This is a genomic window from Methylomarinum sp. Ch1-1 (genome assembly GCF_030717995.2).
Classification (GTDB): domain Bacteria; phylum Pseudomonadota; class Gammaproteobacteria; order Methylococcales; family Methylomonadaceae; genus Methylomarinum; species Methylomarinum roseum.
Window position 1 is genome coordinate 4230243 of the sequence record NZ_CP157743.1, and the last position, 21652, is coordinate 4251894.

16 protein-coding genes and 1 pseudogene are annotated in these 21652 nt (G+C 53.0%); 3 read left to right on the forward strand and 14 right to left on the reverse strand.

All coding sequences use genetic code 11. The annotated features are described in order from the left end of the window. The first annotated feature begins 146 nt into the window (after positions 1-146). The 3 genes from glgB to Q9L42_RS19125 are packed head-to-tail and all read left to right on the forward strand — an operon-like array spanning position 147 to position 4651. On the forward strand, positions 147-2324 hold the full coding sequence (glgB, locus tag Q9L42_RS19115; RefSeq protein WP_349431626.1) for a 1,4-alpha-glucan branching protein GlgB: 2178 nt from the start codon (positions 147-149) through the stop codon (positions 2322-2324). Between the two features lie 10 nt (positions 2325-2334). Continuing rightward, the gene (gene glgA / locus Q9L42_RS19120) at positions 2335-3837 is read left to right on the forward strand and encodes a glycogen synthase GlgA (protein WP_305906789.1); all 1503 of its coding nucleotides are present in this window, start codon (positions 2335-2337) and stop codon (positions 3835-3837) included. Next, entirely contained in the window at positions 3830-4651 is an 822-nt protein-coding gene (locus tag Q9L42_RS19125) for a type II and III secretion system protein (RefSeq protein WP_305906788.1), read from the forward strand. Before glgA ends, Q9L42_RS19125 begins: the two co-directional genes overlap by 8 nt. A 550-nt stretch (positions 4652-5201) precedes the next feature. On the opposite strand, the gene Q9L42_RS19130 is transcribed toward Q9L42_RS19125, so the two are convergent. The 14 genes and pseudogenes from Q9L42_RS19130 to queA form a co-directional block, all read right to left on the reverse strand. Beyond that, positions 5202-6056, reverse strand: coding sequence for an HlyC/CorC family transporter (locus Q9L42_RS19130; protein WP_349431628.1), 855 nt, complete (start codon positions 6054-6056; stop codon positions 5202-5204). After that, complete coding sequence (gene ybeY / locus Q9L42_RS19135) at positions 6056-6514, reverse strand: rRNA maturation RNase YbeY (RefSeq protein ID WP_349431629.1); 459 nt, start codon at positions 6512-6514, stop codon at positions 6056-6058. Before ybeY ends, Q9L42_RS19130 begins: the two co-directional genes overlap by 1 nt. Positions 6515-6523: 9 nt before the next feature. Further along, the gene (locus tag Q9L42_RS19140; protein ID WP_305906786.1) at positions 6524-7504 is read right to left on the reverse strand and encodes a PhoH family protein; all 981 of its coding nucleotides are present in this window, start codon (positions 7502-7504) and stop codon (positions 6524-6526) included. Positions 7505-7507: 3 nt separating this feature from the next. Beyond that, the gene (miaB, locus tag Q9L42_RS19145) at positions 7508-8863 is read right to left on the reverse strand and encodes a tRNA (N6-isopentenyl adenosine(37)-C2)-methylthiotransferase MiaB (RefSeq protein WP_349431630.1); all 1356 of its coding nucleotides are present in this window, start codon (positions 8861-8863) and stop codon (positions 7508-7510) included. Between the two features lie 214 nt (positions 8864-9077). Next, positions 9078-9455, reverse strand: coding sequence for a rhodanese-like domain-containing protein (locus Q9L42_RS19150; RefSeq protein WP_305906785.1), 378 nt, complete (start codon positions 9453-9455; stop codon positions 9078-9080). Between the two features lie 392 nt (positions 9456-9847). Beyond that, a pseudogene (locus Q9L42_RS19155) lies at positions 9848-11135 on the reverse strand (transposase). A gap of 64 nt (positions 11136-11199) precedes the next feature. Then, a complete protein-coding gene (locus Q9L42_RS19160; RefSeq protein ID WP_305906783.1) occupies positions 11200-11661 on the reverse strand; it encodes an REP-associated tyrosine transposase in 462 nt (153 codons plus the stop codon). Positions 11662-12044: 383 nt separating this feature from the next. Then, a complete protein-coding gene (locus Q9L42_RS19165; RefSeq protein WP_349431631.1) occupies positions 12045-12242 on the reverse strand; it encodes a DUF1289 domain-containing protein in 198 nt (65 codons plus the stop codon). A 4-nt stretch (positions 12243-12246) separates the two neighbouring features. Beyond that, positions 12247-13452, reverse strand: coding sequence for a glycolate oxidase subunit GlcF (gene glcF / locus Q9L42_RS19170; protein ID WP_305906781.1), 1206 nt, complete (start codon positions 13450-13452; stop codon positions 12247-12249). Next, positions 13453-14535, reverse strand: a complete 1083-nt coding sequence (glcE, locus tag Q9L42_RS19175; RefSeq protein WP_305906780.1) for a glycolate oxidase subunit GlcE — start codon at positions 14533-14535, stop codon at positions 13453-13455. It lies immediately after the preceding gene. A 90-nt stretch (positions 14536-14625) separates the two neighbouring features. Next, the gene (locus Q9L42_RS19180) at positions 14626-15156 is read right to left on the reverse strand and encodes a CsiV family protein (RefSeq protein ID WP_305906779.1); all 531 of its coding nucleotides are present in this window, start codon (positions 15154-15156) and stop codon (positions 14626-14628) included. A 1-nt stretch (position 15157) separates the two neighbouring features. Further along, positions 15158-18607, reverse strand: a complete 3450-nt coding sequence (gene mfd / locus Q9L42_RS19185; RefSeq protein WP_349431632.1) for a transcription-repair coupling factor — start codon at positions 18605-18607, stop codon at positions 15158-15160. Between the two features lie 62 nt (positions 18608-18669). Next, the gene (locus tag Q9L42_RS19190) at positions 18670-19251 is read right to left on the reverse strand and encodes a hypothetical protein (protein WP_305906778.1); all 582 of its coding nucleotides are present in this window, start codon (positions 19249-19251) and stop codon (positions 18670-18672) included. A gap of 1139 nt (positions 19252-20390) precedes the next feature. Next, entirely contained in the window at positions 20391-21413 is a 1023-nt protein-coding gene (gene queA, locus Q9L42_RS19195; RefSeq protein ID WP_349431633.1) for a tRNA preQ1(34) S-adenosylmethionine ribosyltransferase-isomerase QueA, read from the reverse strand. Between the last annotated feature and the right edge of the window lie 239 nt (positions 21414-21652).

The window sequence follows — 21652 nt, forward strand, 5'->3', positions numbered from 1 at the left end:
TATTTTTATTGCAAACTTTGCATACCTGCTCAACCGCTTAAAGATATACTAGTACAACTGCTCGGAGTCGATAACAATATTTCATTACCCCCCCTGAATTTGTTAGTATTCCCTTTAAAACTCCTACTATACTGAGGCATTGCGAAATGAACAAGCACATCAAAAAAATCACGCTTGATTCGGATACAAAAAAAATTATTGATGCAAAGCACCATGATCCTTTTTCCGTGTTAGGGCCACACACGGTGAATGGCAAAGATATTATCAAAGTTTTTTTACCGTTTGCGGAAAGCGTTCAGCTGGGCGCTAAAGGCCCCGATTTTGAACGGATTCCGGGTACCGATATGTTCGTCTGCGATGCCGACAAGGAGGATTTAAACGAACATTATCAACTCCACTGGGTCGACAAAAACGGCAAGCCCCATCGGCAATACGATCCTTACGATTTCGGCACCGTGTTGCCCGAATTTGACCAGCACTTATTTTCCGAAGGACGTCATTGGCACATTTATCAAAGACTGGGAGCGCACCTTCATACCATCGACGGCATTGAAGGGGTGCATTTCGCCGTCTGGGCGCCTAATGCCGAACGCGTCAGCGTCGTCGGTGATTTCAATCGCTGGGACGGACGCTGTCACCCGATGCGTAACCTCGGCGGCAGCGGCATCTGGGAAATTTTCATTCCCGGTCTGACTGTCGGCAACCTCTATAAATTCGAGCTGATCAACCGTTACAGCGGCGAAATCCTGGTAAAAACCGATCCATACGGTCAACAATTCGAATTCCGCCCGCAAACGGCGGCAGTCGTCTGTCGGGAAAACCACTATCGCTGGCAAGACGCCAATTGGATGGAACATCGCCAACAAAACAATTGGCAGCATGAGGCGATGTCGATCTACGAGGTTCATCTCGGCTCCTGGCAACGCGATGCGCAAGGTAATTTCCTCAATTATAGACAGCTTGCCAAGCAGTTGGTCGACTATGTCAAAGAGCTGGGCTTCACCCACATCGAATTGCTGCCGATTACCGAACATCCGCTCGATGCTTCCTGGGGCTATCAGACCAGCGGTTACTTCGCGCCCACCAGTCGTTTCGGCTCGCCGGACGATTTCCGCTATTTCGTCGATCACTGTCATCAAAACAATATCGGCGTCTTGCTCGATTGGGTTCCCGCGCATTTCCCCAAGGATCAATTCGCCTTGGCTCGCTTCGACGGTACGCCGTTGTACGAACACGAAGATCCACGCAAGGGTGAACACCGCGACTGGGGCACGCTGATCTATAACTACAGCCGCAATGAAGTCAGAAACTTTCTGCTCGCCAGCGCTTTTTTCTGGCTGGAGGAATATCATCTCGACGGTCTGCGGGTCGATGCCGTCGCCTCGATGCTTTATCTGGACTATTCGCGCGAAGACAATGACTGGATTCCCAACATGTATGGCGGCAATGAGAACCTGGAGGCGATCGATTTCATGCGCCACCTGAACTCGGTCACTCATGAACAACATCCCGGCACCGTCATCATGGCGGAAGAATCGACCTCATGGCCCCAGGTCACCCGCCCTACTTGGACCGGCGGACTGGGCTTCTCGATGAAATGGAACATGGGCTGGATGCACGACATCCTTTCTTACTTTCAGGAAGATCCGGTCAATCGCAAATATCATCATGATCAACTCACTTTCGGCATGCTCTATGCATTTTCGGAAAACTTCATCCTGCCTTTTTCCCATGATGAAGTCGTGCATGGCAAGAGTTCGCTGCTGAACAAGATGCCCGGCGATGAATGGCAGCGTTTCGCCAACCTAAGACTGCTTTACACCTTCATGTTTACTTATCCGGGTAAAAAGCTACTGTTCATGGGCTGCGAATTCGGCCAAGGCAGCGAATGGAACTTCAATCAAGTGCTGGACTGGTATGTGCTGGACTATCCGCACCATGAAGGGCTGCTGACTTTGGTCAAGGATCTCAACAAACTCTATACGACGCATCCAGCCTTGTATCAATATGATTTCGATCATCAGGGCTTTGAATGGATCGATTGCCACGACGTCAATCAATCGGTAATCAGTTATCGCCGTAAAACAGAGCACGAAGAGTTAATCGTCATCTTGAATTTCACCCCGGTGCCGCGAGAGCAATATCGTATCGGCGTTCCAGAAGCCGGCACTTATACCGAAATCTTCAATTCCGATTCCAGCTTTTATCACGGTAGCAATACCGGTAATGGCCAGGCTCTGTCCGAACCTCTGCCATGGATGACTCTCGATCACTCGATTACCGTCACTCTGCCGCCACTGGGTGGAATCATCTTCAAACGCTAATGACGCCGCGATGAAAAAAATACTCTTTGTCACCTCCGAAGCGCACCCGCTGATCAAAACCGGCGGCTTGGCCGACGTCGCCGGCAGCCTCCCTAAGGCCTTGGCCAAACTGGGCCAAGGTCCCATCATCGACGCCACAACGGAAACGGAGTCTGAGCCAGCAACCGAACACGGCCAGGATATACGCCTGATCATGCCGAATTATCAAGACATCCAGCATGTAGAAAAACCCCGCTACATCTGCACGCTGCGCGTCGACAATCGTGATGTCAACATCCTGGAAACCCATTTGCCGGATAGCGACGTGATCGCCTGGCTGGTCGACTACCGCCCGTTTTTCGATTATCCGGGCAATCCCTATGTCGACGATCACGGCAATCCCTGGCATAACATCGCCGAACGCTTCGCATTGTTTTGCCGCCTTGCCACCGAGGTCGCGATGAACAGGGCCCATCTGGACTGGACACCGGATATCGTGCATTGCAATGACTGGCAATCCGGCCTGGTGCCGGCGCTGCTGTCGTTGGAAAGCAAAGCCCCGGCGACGGTATTCACGATTCATAACATGGCTTATCAGGGGGTTTTCCCGGGCGCAATCTTTTCGGCGCTGAACTTGCCAGGCCAATTATGGCACCCCGACGGCCTGGAATATCATGGCATGCTGTCTTTCATCAAAGGCGGTTTAGTTTATTCGGACCGCATTACCACGGTCAGCCCGACCTATGCCCAAGAAATTCAGACGCCTGAATTCGGCTACGGCTTGGAAGGCCTGTTAAGTCATAGACACACGATTTTAAGCGGCATCTTGAATGGCATGGATCTGGAACAATGGGACCCGTCCTCCGACGAGCACATCGTCAGCAACTACACCGCGCGCACGATCAAACAGAAACTACCGAACAAAACCGCGCTACAGCAAAGAATGTCGCTCCCGGTCGATGAAAATATTCCGGTTTTCGGCCTGATCAGCCGCTTGGTGGAACAAAAAGGCATCGACCTGGTGCTCGCCTGCTTACCTCATTTGGTCAAACAGCCCTTGCAGATTGTGCTACTGGGCAGCGGCGATAAGAGCATCGAGCTGAAGGTGAAAAATTTCGCACACCTTTACCCGGATAAAATCGCCGTCACGATCGGTTACGATGAACAATTGGCCCATCAAATCGAAGCCGGCGCCGATATCTTTCTGATGCCATCGCGCTTTGAGCCTTGCGGTCTCAATCAAATGTATAGTCAACGTTACGGCACGATACCGATCGTCAGGAAGACCGGCGGACTGGCTGATACGATCGAGGATGCGCTACCCCACAGCATCGCCGCCGGCAGCGCGACCGGCATCAGTTTCAACGACGCCTCGGCTGGCGCGCTGTTGGAGGCGATCAAGCGCGCACAGATTTTGTTTGAAAACAAACAGGCCTGGCGAAAGATCCAGCAAAGCGCGATGAAAAAAGACTTCTCTTGGGAGAACAGCGCCAACCAATATCTAGCCTTGTACGACGCCATCTCGGATGCCTAAGCGGTTCATTAAAGCGATACTGGCGGGGCTGTTGCTGCTCGCCAGCCCGTTGCCACATGCTGAGCAAAGAATACTGGAAGTCATTCCATTGCAGCATCGGCCGGCGGCGGAACTCCAGCCACTCATCTCGCCGCTGCTGGAAGGCTCTGACAGGATCATCGCTAACGGCGACAGCCTGATTGTCAGGACCACGGTCGACAGACTGCCGACCATTCAGGCTCTGATCAAAAAACTGGATGCCGCGTTAACCAATCTGATCATCACGGTGATCCAGAGCCAGCACAAAACGGCCCGTGAACTCAATGCCGAGGCGGCTATCTCGATTCACATGCCGCTAGACCAGCCACATCAGAGTGGAGGGAAAATGCGCGGTCTTGCCGGCAGCACCGAAGGCTTCAAAAACGACAAACATACCCAGGTTATCCGGACACTGGAGGGCAGACCGGCCCATATCGAGACCGGCAACATACAACCGCTGACCGACATCAGCATTTACGACACTGGCTATGGTTATCCAAGCGTCACCAGCAACACCCGGTTAATCGAAGCCAGCAGCGGTTTTGCCGTACTCCCCAGGCTATCGGGACACTATGTCACGCTGGAAATTTGGCCCTGGACGGATGAAATGGACAGGCCAGGCATCATAGCAACGCAAAGCGCTCATACGACACTGCGCGTCAAACTGGGAAAATGGGTGGAAATCGGCTCCATCAATCAAGATTCTGAGAGCCAACAGCGGGGCTTTCTAAGTCACAGACGCACGACTGAACAACAGGCGGTGCGGATTTTGCTGAAGGTCGAGAAAACCAATTAATTAGAAAATTTAGTTGTCATTATTCAGCGGACTATTACTTGCCCCACTTATCGAACGCGGAAGGGCATGTAGATACCGTCTTGAAAGTCAACTTTGAATTGCATAACTGCGCGGGGCGGGTTATTCAACCCGCACCGAACGTTTTGATTTTATTGGCATAGGATTGAAAGATTCAGACCGGAGTTACAAACTCCGGCCTGCTCAGATGCCGACCCGGTGGATGACCGCTCCGCTTATCCACCCTACGAATGGGGGTGAGTAGTTACTATATTTCTTTTAAAAGCGTAGACATAACCACAATTCGGGATAAAATAATCTTATATTCCAGACGTTTAAGACGGTGTCAGGTCGTTCTGGAAGAAGTGTGCGCGGCATGGAGGCCGCGCTCAAGCCCACATGGACGTATTCACCCAGCACCTAAATTCCATAGGCTAATGGCTGCGATAAATCATCTTCGTTTATTTAGATGCTGGGTGAACGGCGTCTTCTGGAAGAACTGCCTGATACAGGCGGGTTTCTTAACCCGAACTCAGGTCATACGACGAAGACATTAATCCAAATGCTTTTCTTTCCTAAGCTTCAATTTCAATAAATGCACCCGCCTGTTGTCGGCGCGTAACACCTCAAAGCGGAAGCGGCCAAATTCCAATTTTTCGCCCTTTTTAGGCAGATGTTCCAGCTGTTGAACGACGAAGCCGCCGATGGTGTCGCACTCCTCACCATCAAGGTCGGCTGCAAAATATTGATTGAATTCCTCGATCGGCGTCAGCGCCTTCAAGGTAAATTCGCGCTTATTGCGCTGCAGTATATATTCTTCCTCGGCGGCATCATGCTCGTCCTCGATTTCACCGACAATCTGTTCCAACACGTCTTCTATGGTGACCAGACCTGCGGCCATGCCATATTCATCGACGACGATCGCCATATGATTGCGCTCGGTGCGAAACTCCTTCAACAACACGTTCAGGCGCTTACTCTCCGGCACGACACTGACCGGCCGCATAATGTCTTCTACCTTCAGAGACTTATTCTGCAAGGCATAAGCCAGCAGATCCTTGGCCATCAAAATGCCGACCACTCTGCTGCGGTCCTCTTCGATCACCGGAAACCGCGAGTGACCGAATTCCAGCACCAGCGGGAAGATGGTCTCCAGTTCGGCGTCCCTAGGCACCACTACCATCTGAATACGCGGAATCATGATATCCCTGACCCGCATTTCACTAACTTGTAACACTCCCTCAATCATCGCCAAGGCGTCGGAGTCGAGCAGCCTATTCTTCTGCGCTTCCCTCAGTATTTCCAACAGATCATCCTGGTCATGCGGCTCCCCGGACAGCATTTGACCGATACGGTCAATGAAACTCTTATGCTGTGACTGACTACTCGGGGGGTTATCATCGTTCATTAGTCATTATCCTCCAGATAGGGATTTTGTATATTCAAGTGTTGTAGGATTTTGATTTCCAAGGCTTCCATCCGTTCGGCCTGGGTCTCCTCGATATGATCATAGCCTAACAAATGTAGCACGCCGTGCACAACAATATGGGCCCAGTGATCATAAGGTTTTTTTTGTTGCTGTCGCGCTTCTTCGGCCACGACCGGCGCACAAACAAGCAGATCGCCCAACAACGGCATCTCGATGCCGGGCGGAGCCTCAAAAGGGAAGCTGAGAATGTTGGTCGGACCTTGTTTATGGCGATATTGTTCGTTGAGTTCGGCGCTTTCCGCCGCATCGACGATGCGAATGACGATTTCGGTATCGGTATCGACATCGGCGAGCGCCTGATCCACCCATTGCTGGAATTTCCGTCTGTCAGGAAGTCCGCCCGCTACTGTGGCGATTTGGATGTCCAGTTGATTCATCGTTCTAAACTATTGTTCCTGGCGCTGCTCATACTGCTCATAGGCCGACACGATACGCTGCACCAGCGGATGCCTGACCACATCGCGGACACCGAAAAAGGTGAAGCTGATGCCTTCGACATCTTTCAGCACCTTTAGCACATGTATCAGCCCAGACATTCTTTCATTGGGCAGGTCTATCTGGGTGATGTCGCCGGTCACGACGGCCGTGGAGCCGAAACCGACGCGAGTTAAAAACATCTTAATTTGTTCGGTCGTGGTGTTCTGCGCTTCATCCAAAATGATAAAGGAGTCGTTCAATGTCCGCCCGCGCATAAAGGCCAGCGGCGCCACCTCGATGACATTCTTCTCGATCAATTTCTCGACTTTCTCGAAGCCCAGCATTTCATAAAGGGCGTCATATAAAGGCCGCAAATATGGATCGACCTTTTGCGCCATGTCGCCGGGCAAAAACCCCAGTTTCTCACCGGCTTCAACGGCCGGCCTGACCAATATGATGCGCCGAATCTTTTCCCGTTGCAACGCTTCCACGGCGCAGGCGACCGCCAAATAAGTCTTGCCGGTGCCGGCCGGCCCGACTCCGAAATTGATATCGTGAGTCAAGATTTTCCGCAAGTAACCTTGTTGGTTCTCGCCTCGCCCTTTGATGACGCCTCGCTTGGTCTTGATAAACACCGACTCCTCGGCTAGAGAAGACGGCGATTGCATAATCTGATCGATACTTGCGTCCTGCAGCGCCAGATGAATCTGCTCAGGCGTGATCAGCTCATCTTTGGCGAGGACGAATAACTTCTCGATCACCGCACAGGCGGCCTTGACGGCATCCTCAAAACCATTAACCCTAAAATGGTTGCCGCGATTGGAAATTTCAACCTTCAGGCGTTGTTCGATTTGTCGCAAATGGCTGTCGAATTGACCGCATAAATTGGACAAGCGTTGATTATCCGCAGGTAACAGCGTGATTTCCTGGGAAAAATTGGAACTGGACAAGGCTTAAGCGTTTTCTATAATTTTATCAACGGAGGACTCGACCAAACGTCCTCTTAAAGAATTTGGCAAGGCCTCGGTGATCAAGACATCGACGAACTGGCCAACCAAACGGGGATGAGCGGCAAAGTTTACCACCCGGTTATTCTCGGTGCGCCCGGTCATGTGTAAGGGATTCTTTTTCGATACGCCTTCCACCAGCACCGTCTGCACGGTATCGACCATGGAGCGAGAAATCGCCTGGGTCATTTCATCCAGCCGAGCCTGCAGGCGGGCCAGACGCTGTTTTTTGACGTCGACGCCGATCGGGTCCGGATAATCGGCCGCCGGCGTACCCGGTCTGGGGCTGAAAATGAAACTGTAGGAAAAATCGAAGCCCACCTCCTCGATCAACTTCATCGTATCTTCAAACTCCTCGTCGCTTTCGCCGGGAAAACCGATTATAAAATCGGAAGACAAGCTGATGCCGGGACGAGCCGCCTTGATCTTGTTGATGATCTCCAGGTAATCGGCGCGGCTATGACCGCGTTTCATTTCCGCCAGGATGCGGTCGTTGCCGCTTTGCACCGGCAGATGCAAATGATTGACCAGCTCTGGAATTTCCGCGAAGGCCTCGATGATGTCGTCGGTGAACTCCAACGGATGCGAAGTGGTAAAACGGATCCGATCGATGCCGTCGACGGCGGCCACATAATGCAATAATAGGGCGAAACTGGCGATCTCGCCGTCCGCCATTTCGCCGCGATAGGCATTGACATTCTGACCCAACAGATTGATTTCACGGACGCCCTGCTCCGCCAGTCGGGTGATTTCGGCGATCACATCCTCAAGCGGACGGCTGATTTCCTCACCGCGGGTGTAAGGCACGACGCAATAGGTACAATATTTACTGCAACCTTCCATCACCGAAACAAAGGCCTTAGGGCCTTCCGCGCGCGGCTCCGGCAAGGCGTCGAATTTCTCGATTTCCGGAAAGGAAATATCGACGACTTTTTTATGATCGTTGCGGGCTTCATTCAATAATTCAGGCAAACGATGCAGAGTTTGCGGCCCGAACACGATATCGACATAAGGAGCGCGTTTCTGAATCGCCTCGCCTTCCTGACTGGCGACGCAGCCGCCGACGCCGATAATGATATCGGGACGTTTGTCTTTGATTTTTTTCCAGCGCCCGACCGCCGAAAACACTTTTTCCTGGGCTTTTTCCCGGATCGAACAGGTATTCAATAACAGCACATCCGCTTCTTCGGGGTTTTCCGTCATTTCCAGCCCGTGCGATGTTTGCAGCACATCCCGCATCTTGTCGGAATCGTACTCATTCATCTGGCAGCCGTTAGTCTGTATATAAAGTTTTTGCGTCATATTGTCGTAGATACTCCAGCTAATCTACTTAAACCAAAAAGCCCCGATCATAACGACCAGGGCTGATAAATAGCGCGATTATAACCTGAATTGGCTAATTCAATGCAAAAAAGTTAGTCTGGCTTGTTGGCGAATAGTTCCCACATGGCATCATGGCAGAGCAGAGAAGGCCTTGGCTTGGCGATTGTTGTCGCCGCCTCATCACGTATTCGACTTATTCAAAAGCAAAGCCGGCTTGACGCCAGGCATTTGCGCCGCCATCTAGATTGAATAAATTGCGGTAACCTAATTCATGCAACGATCTGGCCGCGGCGTTTCCCATCGGACCGCCCTCGCAATACAGATAAATCGCGGTCTGCTTATCTTCCGGCAGCTTATCTTTGTAGCTTTCGATGTCGTCATAAGGAATAAAGAGATCGGTGCCTTTGATATGCCGCTGTTCGGGCGTATGCACGTCGACCAGCAGGATGTCCTCATTTTGCATGACTTGATTCAATTCATTCGCATTGATCATGGTCAGATAATCCGGCTTTTGGAACATACAGCCGGCCGCGATGAATATTAAGATAATGAATGCATAGATTTTTTTCATGACAATCGATGGAACGCAGTAATCAAGCAAACATCGTATCATTTACGCTAGCGAAAAAAAATATTTAAGGCGGATCCGTCCACATAAGGCTCATCACCCTCCTGTATGTAGGGTGGAACAAGCCTGCGGTTCCACCTCATCGGCGGCAGTAAAGCATCGTAGAATCATCGTCCGCATTTTCGCGGATCCGCTGCGCTTGATCCGCCCTACACCATGAGGCTCATTGCCTATGCGTAGGGCGGAACGAACAATGCGGTTCCCCCTCAACTTCTATTCACAATTCATTTCCACAATGTTGCTGGGTATTTCACATCCCCAATCGGCTTCATACCATCCTTTTGCCACCGCCTTGCCAAATGAGCTATAGGGCCAGCAATTCCCAATTTAAAACCTTACGTTTTCCTGGGTATTAGATTTTCACCATATAGCATGAACCGCATCAGATGCTGCCAATTATCAAAAGGCATGAACTGAAGCAAGGTTCGGAATTGTTCGAAGAAAGTGCGCCTGGAGGGCGCCGCATGGCGGACGGCCCGGTAAGCCTCGTCCAACCATTCAAGCGCGGTATGAGCGAGGAAAGCCAATAAGTTAAGGGTCGCCAAGAAGTTGGACAAATGCTGCTTGCCGTGGGCAAAGTTATGCTCGAAATGATAGCCGTGATTCTTGAGAACATTGTTGTTTTCGTTCTCTATTTTCCAGCGCGCGCGGCCTGCAGCGACCATGTCGATCACATTGTGTTCGTCGAGGGTGTGTGATGTCGCCCAGGCATTACGGTAGACCACTTCTTGTTTGGCATTGAGGATCGTCACTTCGCACCAATTGACCATTAACGCATCGTCGCTGTTGCGGAGCGGGACTTGATTGAGGTAACGGTAGCGTTCGGTCAGGCGTTGTTTGCCGTTCCAACGGCTTTTTCGAGCGTTTGGACCTCGCCGGTCCGGGTAAAATCGTCGAGCCATTCGTACAATAACGCATGGAATCAGGCTTGCAGACGAACAGAAAATCCAGGTGCTGCGCACGCACGGCCTCACAAAACGGCTGGTGACAATACAAATCATCGCCCAGCACGGTGATGCCTCGAGGAGCGTAATGAGCACCCCACGTGGTGAGCCAGCGCTTGGCCGCCGCCAATTCGCAGTCTTGTTTGTCGACGCCGTCTTGGACGCGAACAAATTCCGGCGGCAAAGGCACCACGCGGCTTTGCCCGGGGGCGACAATCACCGGTGTCACGACGGTGTGACGGTATAAGGTTTGGCCGTTTTTCAGCGTTTGTTGAGTACAGCACGGACAGGAAATCTTTTCCGAGCTGAAGGAATCGGTGCCGTCCATCGCCACCAACAAGGTGCCGCCAACACTCATGAACGGCTTCAGACAACCCTGCGTGTAAAGCTGGTCACCCACCTCGGCCAACACCGGATAGAGTGTTTCCGGTGCAATCGGATCCAGCAGGTTGCCGATTTGGCTGGTCGAAGGAATTTGATGGACACCAAAAATTGATTGCGCATTATTTCGATTGTGAAGCTTTTGCATTCGCTGCTGATAGTCCAGAAAAGACGGGCTTTGCGTAAAGAAGACCGAGAAGGCGCTCAGGGCGGCATCTTCCACCGCATATTTCCGATTGTTGCCGGGTTTGCGGTGGTCAGGCAGGTTTTCGAAGGTAGTGCGAATCTGGTTAATTATTTCCAAGTCCATTTGAATTGACCTATGGGATTATGGGGGGTGATTTACAGGTTTAAAATTGCCACTATTTTACCAGGGTTTTAAATTGGGAATTGCTGCTATAGGGCCATTGAGCCGGAGTTGTCACATAATCATGCTTAACAGGATTGTAATGGATATAGTCGATATGATTGCGCCAATCTGTCTCACCCCTGATGACATGTTCCCAAAAACGTCTCTGCCAAAACTGCTTTTCTCCTCGGTTGTTTGTGCCGTTGCTCAGCTTGATCGCAACGTAGTGTTTAAGCAAACGCCATCGTAGCGAAAAATCAGCATCACCGTCAGGAAGCCGCCAAACCGTATGAATATGGTCGGGCAATACGACTATGGCGTCTATCGCAAACGGGTGACGATTTTTTACATGTCGGAATGCCTCTCGCAGGCGATCAACATTCTCCTGGGTGGAAAACCATGCTTCGCGATGATGGGTGACCGCGGTAAAAAAATAGCAGCCCCCGGGTATATAGGCTCTACGGTAATGGCTCATACTTTTTCGGCTTATTCGCTAATTTCGATTTGGCGGATCCGCAGCGCTTGATCCGCCCTACATCATAAGGCTAATCGCCCTGCTAAACGTAGGGTGGAACAAGCCTGCGGTTCCACCTCATCGGACGCAGTAAAGCATCGTGAAATCATCGTCCGCATTTTCGCGGATCCGCAGCGCTTGATCCGCCCTACTTCATAAGGCTAATCGCCCTGCTAAACGTAGGGTGGAACAAGCAACGCGGTTCCACCTCATCGGACGCAGTAAAGCATCGTGAAATCATCGTCCGCATTTTCGCGGATCCGCAGCGCTTGATCCGCCCTACACCATGAGGCTCATTGCCTATGCGTAGGGCGGAATGAACAATGCGGTTCCTCCCTGCCTGTTTATTCGGCCAGGTTTCGCGCCTTTCTTTGGACGATATTTTCCAAATACCGGCGCCGCACCTCGTTATCGACCAGCGTCCAATTGCTAATTTCCTCAAGGCTGCGATAACAGCCCAGGCAAACATCTTCTTCATTCAAGCAGCAGCGCCCGACGCAAGGCGATTCAACCATTTCCAATTCGGGCAGTTCATCTATCATGTTGTCACTCATATTCAGTTAATAACTCTATCCAATGCACGACCTTGGCGCCGCCGGCCTGCAAATGGCTCAGGCAACCGATATTGGCGGTCGCGATCAAGTCAGGTTGTCCGGCTTGCAAATTGGCTAACTTATTGCGTTGCAATTGCGTCGCCAGTTCCGGTTGCAATAAGGAATAAACGCCGGCCGAGCCACAACATAAATGACTATCGCGCACCGGCGTCAAATGATAGCCGATGCGCGTTAAAATCGACTCGACCCTGCCATTCAGTTGTTGTCCATGCTGCAGAGTACAGGGAGAATGGAAGGCGATTTTTTCGCCGTCCGCCTTGAATCCTGACAAGTCTTCGTCGCCAATGACTTCGCCAATATCCTTGACCACCCCTGCAAAGCGGCGCGCCTTGTCCCGATAAGCCGGGTCGCGTTCCAACAACTTGTCATAATCCTTGACGGTGACGCCACAACCGCTGGCCGTCATCACCACCGCCTCCGCTCCCTGTTCGATATAGGGCCAACAGGCGTCGATATTGCGCCGCGCCAGCTCCCTGGCTTGCTGATGGTCATGCAGATGATAGGGCAACGCGCCGCAACAACCACTGTTTTCCACCGCCAACAGCGAGATCCCGAGCCTATCCAACACCTTGGCCGCCGCGACATCGATTGCCGGCGCCAATTCCGCTTGCACACAGCCCACCAACACCAACATCTGACGGCGATGCCGGCGAGTAGGCCATGGCGTCGTGGCCGCCTTAGGCGGAATTTTGCCGCGCAAAGACTTCGGCAGTATGGGGCGCAACAAGCGGACCAACTGCAGCAGCCGCCGAAAACGCTGCCGATAGGGCAAAATGCGCCGCAAGCCATGACGCCGCCAATGCTCGAATAAGGAGCGCGCCACTCTTTCCTCGACGATCTTTCCGCCCAGGTCCAGTAAACGTCCGTACTGGACTCCGGAAGGACAGGTGGTTTCGCAAGAACGGCAATTCAAGCAACGGTCCAAATGCCGCTGCGTCAGTTTACTGACCGGACCGCCTTCCAGGGCCTGCTTCAGCAGATAAATGCGCCCGCGCGGACCGTCCCGTTCATCGCCCAGCAGTTGATAGGTCGGGCAGGTGGCATTGCAAAAGCCGCAATGCACACAGGCGCGCAATATGGCGGCCAGCTCATCGTGCTCCGGTCGTTGTTTGACGAAATCGGCCAGTCGCGTTTGCATTTACCAGTCCAGGTACAGTCGTTGAGGATTGAAAATCCCTAAGGGATCGAAGGTCTTTTTAACTCGATGCTGCAGCTCCCTGAGCTTGCCGTGCAGCGGCTGGAACAGCTGGCCGCGGCTGTCGCCATTTCTGAACAGCGTGGCGTGGCCGTTGGCGGCCGCCGCCGCGGCGAAAACTTTCTCGGCCGGTTCCTCACTGTTCAGCCAGCGTAAGGCCCCGCCCCAATCGAAATAACGGTCGCCGGTCAACGCCAGTTCAGGCGTCGCCGGCGCCAGCGAAATCCGCCACAGCGGCTGATCGGACTGAAAGAAATCCAGGCGTTGTTCGATCAAGTCATGCCAGTATTGGCCGTCATCGGCCAGCACCTCGCCACCGATTTTCTGCGCCGCCGCCCGCACCGCCTTGTCCGCGCCCGACAAGCGCACATATAGCAGTTCACCATCAAAACTGAGCGCGGAAAGCGGCAATGACTGCAACGCCAATTGCTGCATTTTCTCCATCGCCGCGGCCTTTGCTAGGCTGAAAACGCAGCTCATTTCCCGTTGCGGAATCGGCAACACTTTCAATGAGGCTTGCAATAAAACGCCTAGAGTACCCATCGCACCGACCATCAGTCTGGAGACATCATAGCCGGCCACGTTTTTCATCACCTCACCGCCGAAAGTGGCTATCTCTCCGCGACCATCGATGATCCTGCAACCCAACACAAAATCGCGCGCCGAACCGCTAAAAGGCCGTCGACTGCCGGAAAAACCGCAGGCAATCGCGCCACCGAGCGTCGCCGTGCCGGCGAAAAACGGCGGTTCAAAGGCCAGCATCTGCCCCTGCTCGGCCAGCATTTGGCGAATCTCGACCAATGGAGTGCCGGCCCTGGCGGTGATGACCAACTCCTCCGGATGATAACTGACGATGCCGCGATGTCCGCCGACATCGAGATCGACCCCCTGAGCCTTACGCCCGTAAAAAGACTTGCTGTTGCCGGCGACGATATTAACCGGCGTCCGTTCGGCGACAGCGTTTTCGACCGCCTGTTGTATCCGTCGGGACTGGTCGCATGAGCCCATATCGCAACTATTCAGCATGCGTTAGTTTTGATGCGTAATATCTTCATGTAAGCTCCGACAGCCTGAGAAATCAACAACCTACTCCTGCAATTGAGGAAACACACCCTATCAAGACAACGGCGAAATCCGAGCGATGACACCGAATTTAGGGTGATCCAGATAATGAATCTCGTTCAGCTTGAAACGGCGCTTCTCATTGAGACGATAAATCACCCACCCCTCCGGGCTGTATTCCAGGTCGGTGACCATATGTAGATAATGACCGCGCTGCAGGCGGAAATAGCCATTGAGGCTGCCGTCCGGACTTTGAATTTGCACGGCGGCGCCGAGTCTGTCGGCCTTGATTTCCTGAGTCCAGGCGACATGCAACAAGGGACGATAACCGGGAGTTCGCTCCAATTTGGCGTAAATGCCGCTCAGACTCCGGTATTGCGCAGCCACCTGCTGATAGCTGCCGAGATCGGCTAACCTGGTCGGCCATTCGATTTCGCTGTCGACCTGATCGAACACTTCGCTGTTCGGCATATCCTGGGCAAAGACCACCAGTTCTATTTTAAAGGTCTTGCTATCGGCCTGTAGAGCGGCGCTGAAAAAGCCGATCAGCAATAGCATCAGGGTATTAAAGCATCTTTTTTCCATGTTAAGCCGCCTCCGGTGTCAGCTTGTCCAGTAATCGTTTCAGGAAGTCCAACTTATCGTCCAGACTTTCGAAGCTATGAGTGAATCTGAGTTTATCGGCGCCATCGAACTTGTACTGTTGCGCCTGGCTCTGTATCAACTCGATCAGCGCCGCGGTATTGATGTTCGGCTCCTTATTGAAAATCACCCGGCCGCCGGTCGCGGTGGCTTCGATTTTACGGATGCCCAACTCGGCCGCCAGTTGTTTTAATTCGGTCACGCTGAACAGCGCCTTAACCGGCTCCGGCAATAGACCGAAGCGGTCGATCATTTCCACCTTCAGCGCGCGCAAATCATCGGCCGTTTCGGCGCTGGCGATGCGCTTATACAACACCAGACGAGCATGAATATCGGGCAAATAATCTTCCGGAATCAATGCCGCGGTCTGCACATCCACTTCCGGACCGGTTTCCAACGGCGCATCGAGTTCCGGCTGTTTGCCCGATTTCAACGCATTCACAGCCCTTTCCAGTAATTCGGTGTACAAGGTGAAGCCGATTTCCTGAATCTGTCCGCTCTGGTCTTCGCCGAGCAACTCGCCGGCGCCGCGTATCTCCATGTCGTGCGAGGACAACATGAAGCCGGCGCCCAGTTCCCCGGATGCTTCCACCGCTTCCAGCCGTTTCACCGCATCCTTGCTCATTAACGATTTCGGCGGCACGATGAAATAGGCGTAAGCGCGATGATGGGAGCGCCCGACCCTTCCGCGCAATTGATGTAATTGCGCCAGTCCCAGCTTATCGGCCCGATTGATGATGATGGTGTTGGCGCTGGGTATGTCGATACCGCTTTCGATGATCGTCGTGCTGATCAACATATTGAAGCGCTGATGATAAAAATCCAGCATGATCTGCTCCAGCTCGCGCTCCGCCATTTGCCCGTGAGCGATCTGGGCGCGCGCCTCCGGCACCAGCTTTTCCAGTTCTCGCGCCATTTTATCCATCGTCTTGACATCATTATGCAGAAAAAAAACCTGACCGCCGCGTTTAATTTCCCGTTGACAGGCTTCCTGTATCTGCGCGTCGATCCATTCGCTGATGAAGGTCTTGATGACGTGTCGATTGGGCGGCGGCGTCGCAATAATGGAGATATCACGCAGTCCCGACATCGCCATATTCAAAGTCCTCGGGATCGGCGTCGCGGTCAGGGTCAGCAGATCGAGTTCATGGCGCAGCTTCTTGAAATGTTCTTTTTGCCGCACGCCGAAGCGATGCTCCTCGTCGATGATGACCAGACCCAATGCCTTATATTTAATTTCCTTGGACAGCAGCTTATGGGTGCCGATGACGATATCGACCTTGCCCTCGGCCAGATCCTCGGCAATCGCCTTCTGCTGTTTCGGCGTGTTGAAACGCGACATCACCTCGACGCGCATCGGCCAATCGGCGAAGCGGTCGCGAAAATTCTGAAAATGCTGCTGCGCCAATAGCGTGGTCGGCACCAACACCGCCACTTGTTTGCCGCTTTGCACCGCGATAAAGGCCGCGCGCATCGCCACCTCGGTCTTGCCGAAACCGACATCGCCGCACACCACCCTGTCCATCGGCTGCGGACTGTGCATATCGGCCAGTATCGCCTCGATCGCGGACTGCTGGTCGGGGGTTTCCTCAAACGGGAAGGCGCCGGCAAAGGCGTCATATTCGCTGTCATCGATGGCAAACTCGTGCCCCAACCTGGCCGCCCTTTTGGCGTGTATGTCCAGCAATTCGGCGGCCACGTCGCGGGCGCGCTCCATCGCTTTTTTCTTGGCCTTGCTCCACTGGTCGGTGCCCAGGCGATGCAACGGCGCATTTTCGGCGCTGACGCCGCTGTAGCGGCCGATCAACTGCAGCGACGAGACCGGCACATAGAGCTTGTCATGATTGGCGTATTCCAGAGTCAAAAATTCCGCATCGATATCGCCGACCTTCAGAGTCTGCAACCCCAGATAGCGTCCGACGCCGTGCTCCTGATGCACGACCGGCGAGCCGACCGTCAACTCATTCAGATTATTGAAGACGTTTTCCAGCTCCTTAGCCGCGGACTGGCGTCTCCTGCGCCGCTGCTGAACTTTTTCGCCACTGAGCTGGCTTTCGGTGATGATGGCGATGGGAGGCTGTTCCAGTAACAAACCGTGATCCATCGGCGCGACTAGGATCGATAAAGACTGTTCGCTGTCGAGAAAATCCTGCCAGTCATCGACTTGCTTCAGACTCAACTTATGGCGTTTCAGCTTATCGATCAAGCCTTCCCGATGTCCCGCCGTTTCTGCGACAAACAGAATCCGTCCGGTAAACGTTTCGACAAACTGACGCAAGCGTTGGGCCGGTTCTTTCAGGCGTGTATCGATGGCCAGTTCGGGCAGTGGCCGGCAATCGAAATGTTGTGATGTTTCTGTTTGCGCGCCGACCAAGACCCGCCTGAAGGGCAGGGTTTTTTGCCGCAACTGTTCGGCGCTCAGAAATAAGGTCGGGGGATCGAGCAGCGGTCGGTGCGGATCGTATTTACGCTGCTGAAAACGCTGTTCCGTCTCGGCGAAGAAATTTTCCGCCGCCTCGTCAAACTTGTCCGGCAACACCAGAACCGTGCTCTCCGGCAGATAGGCGAACAGCGATTCGGTTCGCTCGACAAACAACGGCAGATAGTATTCGATACCGCCCGACGCCACCCCCTTGCTGACGTCCTGGTAAATCGGATTTTTCTCCGAGACTTCCGGAAAATGGGCCCGAAACGCCTGGCGAAAATGCTTGATCGCCTCATCGGTAAACGGAAACTCGCGCGCCGGAAACAGCTCCACCTTGTCGATTTTTTCCAGCGACATCTGCGTTTCCGGATCGAAGGTGCGGATAGACTCGATATCCTCGTCAAACAGCTCGATACGATAAGGCTTTTTACTGCCCATCGGAAACAAATCGACGATCGAGCCGCGCACGGCGAACTCGGCATGCTGATAAACCTGCGACACGCATTGATAGCCGACGGCTTCCAGTTTGGCCCGATTCAGTTCCAGGTTAAAGGCTCCGCCCACCTGCAATGAAAAACTGTTGGCCAGCACATGCTCGCGAGGCGCCAATCGATGCATTAAGGTAGGAACGGAAACCACCAACGCGCCGCGGCGAGTATCCGGCAATAAGGCCAATGTTCTCAGCCGCTCGGAAATGATCTCCGGCAGCGGCGAGAAAACATCGTAAGGCAAGGTCTCCCAATCCGGAAAATGCAAGATAGGGAAACGATTATTCAAGAAAAACGCTAATTCATGTTCAAGACGCAGCGCCGTCTGATTGTCCGGCGTGACGATGACGAATAGTCGCCGTTCTCGCTTGATCGCCGACGCCAGCGCCAGCGAATCGCCGCATCCTGTCAAACCGCTCCAATAAAAGGGCGTGGCGGGTTGTTGCGGCAGTTCGGGAGAAAACAAGTCGTTGGCAGGCATGACTCTGAGCAGTTTATTGAAAACGGCTAATTATATACCTTGCGCCGACGCATTTCATGGCGCTATTCCTCAAGATTCCCCAGCCACTCGGCTAAACGCACCAAGGCCCAGCCACGCAAGGCGATCTCGACACTGAGGCAGAAAGACAAAATGGCGGTGGTCGGTTCTCCCGGCCATTGCACCCAAATCAAAAAACCCAGCAGAAAAGAGATGCCCCCGCCGATCATCGTCGGCTTGGTCGTGGCGAAATGGCCGGCATAGGCCCCGATCACCCTGAACAGCCCCTTAATCATCAAAAACACGGCAATCAGTATGCTCAATTTATAGGCGGGATAGTTCAGGCTAAACAGCACGACCCAACCAACCACAAGGTCCAATATGGCGAATTGCAAATTGACATAAAATCGCGGCGTATTTCTGGAAATATAGGTATCGAAGGCCTCGACCACACCGGTGAACAAGATGACGAAAGAGGCGACCGGCAGCCAGGCGTTTTTAAATGACATTATGCCGACATTCGGCGCAATAATGGTACCCAAAGCAATCAATACACCGATGCCCACCATTATATAGCCGCGGATATAGATCAGGTTTTTCTGCGGTAGAAACTGAGCGATTTCTTGTTTTGCCTCTGAGATTTTCATAACGCACTCCTAAAATATTTATAGTATTCATCCGGAAAAACCAGCAATCCGGCGCGTTCTCCTTTTAGGCATTGGAAAAGCTATTTTCCAACTTTTTCTGGCTCAATGACTCAACGCCATTGCACCAGTCGGCGCGTCCGTATACCGATTAATCTAGGACAGGATCGATTGGGGGAAGCTTTTGTCGCTCGATATACATCTACCCTGCGATGTATCCCCCAAAGCTGCTTATTTTAGTAAGCTATGGCAAATCCATTAAAAAAGATCCCCACAAGGTAACTACTCCCCCCCATTCGTAGGGTGGATGCGCCCTTCAGGCTTATCCACCCGGTGGGGCCATCCGACGGTTGCAATATAACGCGTAGGGCGGCTTCGCGAAGCAAGCCGCCAAAACCCGCCACACCGGGGGCAACATTGGCCATTATGCGTATCCAGGTGGATTGCCTGTCGGCGAATCCACCCTACGGTGGTTCACCCGACGATAACGACGCCAACGTAGCTAACGTAGGGTGGCTTCGCGAAGCAAGCCGCCAAACCTCGCGCCGTGGGCCAAAATTGGCCGTTGTGCGCATCAAAGGCAGGCACATCCACCCGACGGTTACAATGCCAACGTAACCAACGTAGGGCGGCTTCGCGAAGCAAGAAGCCGCCAAAAACCGCCACCGGGGCAAAATTAGCCGTTGTGCGTACCAGGCGGATTGCCTGGCGGCGAATCCACCAAAGATGCCGACCCGGTGGATGCGCTCCGCTTATCCACCCTACGAATGGGGATGAGTAGTTACCCCACAAGTTAGGATACCCCCCTAAAAACTGAGAAACTTCAGTTAGTAAGTTATTTAGTAATTATTCAGCGTAGTTTTACTAAGAGGGAGTAGGTTATTGATTTATCGGGCTGTCTGCAACAGGCAGATTTTTGCTCCTGCAAAATCTGCATTTCCATCGTCCCTGACGGTCAGACGTTGCAGTCAGAGCTTACGCCGCACAGGGAAGTGCAAGTGCCGCGTGAGGCAGGATGCCGTTAGCTGCCATGGATGTATTCACGCGTCCCGAGAAATCAATGCCTACTGCCTAAAACCCGAAAGATACTGAATAGTTACGTTATTTATAGGTTATACCCTTACGCCGCTTACCGGTAAAAATCAACTACTCAAGAACATCGCATCGCCGTAACTGAAGAAGCGGTATTGTTGTTCAATCGCATGCCGATAAGCCTTCATCACCGGGTCATAGCCGGCGAAGGCGGCAATCAGCATCAGCAAGGTCGATTCCGGCAAATGGAAGTTGGTCAGCATCGCATCGACCGATTTGAATTGATAACCGGGCGTGATAAACAGATCGGTTTCGCCGAAACCGGCCTTTATTTGGCCACTGCGCGAGGCCGACTCCAACGCCCTGACCGCAGTGGTGCCGATGGCGATGACCCGCCCGCCCCGCTCGCGCGTTTGCTCGATCGCCGAGACGGTCTCGATGGAAACCGAATAAAATTCCTTATGCATGACATGCTCGGCCAGGTTTTCCACCCTGACCGGCTGAAAGGTGCCGCTACCGACGTGCAGCGTGACGAAGGTCTTGCCGACGCCGATTCGATCCAGCCTGTCCATCATCGCCTGATCGAAATGCAGACCCGCAGTCGGCGCGGCAACCGCACCGGATTCCTCGGCGAAAACGGTCTGATAACGACTTAAATCCTCTTCATCATCGGCTCGATTAATATAAGGCGGCAACGGCATGTGACCGATCTGCGCCAGCATATCCGGTAAGGTTTGTCGACCGTTCGTCTGCAAACAGAACAAATCCCCTTCCCTGCCGGTGACGGTGCAGGAAAAACCGTTGTCCAGTTCGATCACGGCGCCTGCTTTCGGAGACTTGCTGGCACGCATGTGGGCGACGGCGCGCCGGTCATCGAGCACGCGTTCGATCAAGATTTCCACCTTGCCGCCGCTTTGTTTACGACCGAACAGGCGCGCCGGTATCACCTTGGTGTTGTTAAACACCAACAGGTCATCGGCGCTGATCAAGTCGGCAAAATCGATGAACATGCGGTCTTGCAATTCACCGCTATGTCTGTTCATGCATAGCATGCGGCTGGCGCTGCGCTCGGCCAGCGGCTTCTGCGCAATCAAGTGTTCCGGAAGATGGTAGTTAAAATCGTTTTTTTTCATTAGCCTGAGTCTTTTGTGAGCCTGAGCTCATCTTCATCGTTTCAGTAAACATTCAGTGTCTTTCAAACTGATGACATCTCGGCAGCAACTCCCACTTTGGCGTTCAAAAAGGGCATGGGGTGTGTTTGGCGAGGATGTCGGCAGCAAGGATGCTGCCGTCAAGCCCCCAGGGATGGGTTTACGGCGCTCCTCGACAGACACACCCCATGCCCTAAACACCGAAAAAATACTCAAACTGG

Coding starts and splice junctions, on each gene's coding strand:
- glgB (WP_349431626.1), top strand. CDS start 147: ATGAACAAGCACATCAAAAAAATCACGCTTGATTCGGATACAAAAAAA.
- glgA (WP_305906789.1), top strand. CDS start 2,335: ATGAAAAAAATACTCTTTGTCACCTCCGAAGCGCACCCGCTGATCAAA.
- Q9L42_RS19125 (WP_305906788.1), top strand. CDS start 3,830: ATGCCTAAGCGGTTCATTAAAGCGATACTGGCGGGGCTGTTGCTGCTC.
- Q9L42_RS19130 (WP_349431628.1), bottom strand. CDS start 6,056: ATGAACGATGATAACCCCCCGAGTAGTCAGTCACAGCATAAGAGTTTC.
- ybeY (WP_349431629.1), bottom strand. CDS start 6,514: ATGAATCAACTGGACATCCAAATCGCCACAGTAGCGGGCGGACTTCCT.
- miaB (WP_349431630.1), bottom strand. CDS start 8,863: ATGACGCAAAAACTTTATATACAGACTAACGGCTGCCAGATGAATGAG.
- Q9L42_RS19150 (WP_305906785.1), bottom strand. CDS start 9,455: ATGAAAAAAATCTATGCATTCATTATCTTAATATTCATCGCGGCCGGC.
- Q9L42_RS19160 (WP_305906783.1), bottom strand. CDS start 11,661: ATGAGCCATTACCGTAGAGCCTATATACCCGGGGGCTGCTATTTTTTT.
- Q9L42_RS19165 (WP_349431631.1), bottom strand. CDS start 12,242: ATGATAGATGAACTGCCCGAATTGGAAATGGTTGAATCGCCTTGCGTC.
- glcF (WP_305906781.1), bottom strand. CDS start 13,452: ATGCAAACGCGACTGGCCGATTTCGTCAAACAACGACCGGAGCACGAT.
- glcE (WP_305906780.1), bottom strand. CDS start 14,535: ATGCTGAATAGTTGCGATATGGGCTCATGCGACCAGTCCCGACGGATA.
- Q9L42_RS19180 (WP_305906779.1), bottom strand. CDS start 15,156: ATGGAAAAAAGATGCTTTAATACCCTGATGCTATTGCTGATCGGCTTT.
- mfd (WP_349431632.1), bottom strand. CDS start 18,607: ATGCCTGCCAACGACTTGTTTTCTCCCGAACTGCCGCAACAACCCGCC.
- Q9L42_RS19190 (WP_305906778.1), bottom strand. CDS start 19,251: ATGAAAATCTCAGAGGCAAAACAAGAAATCGCTCAGTTTCTACCGCAG.
- queA (WP_349431633.1), bottom strand. CDS start 21,413: ATGAAAAAAAACGATTTTAACTACCATCTTCCGGAACACTTGATTGCG.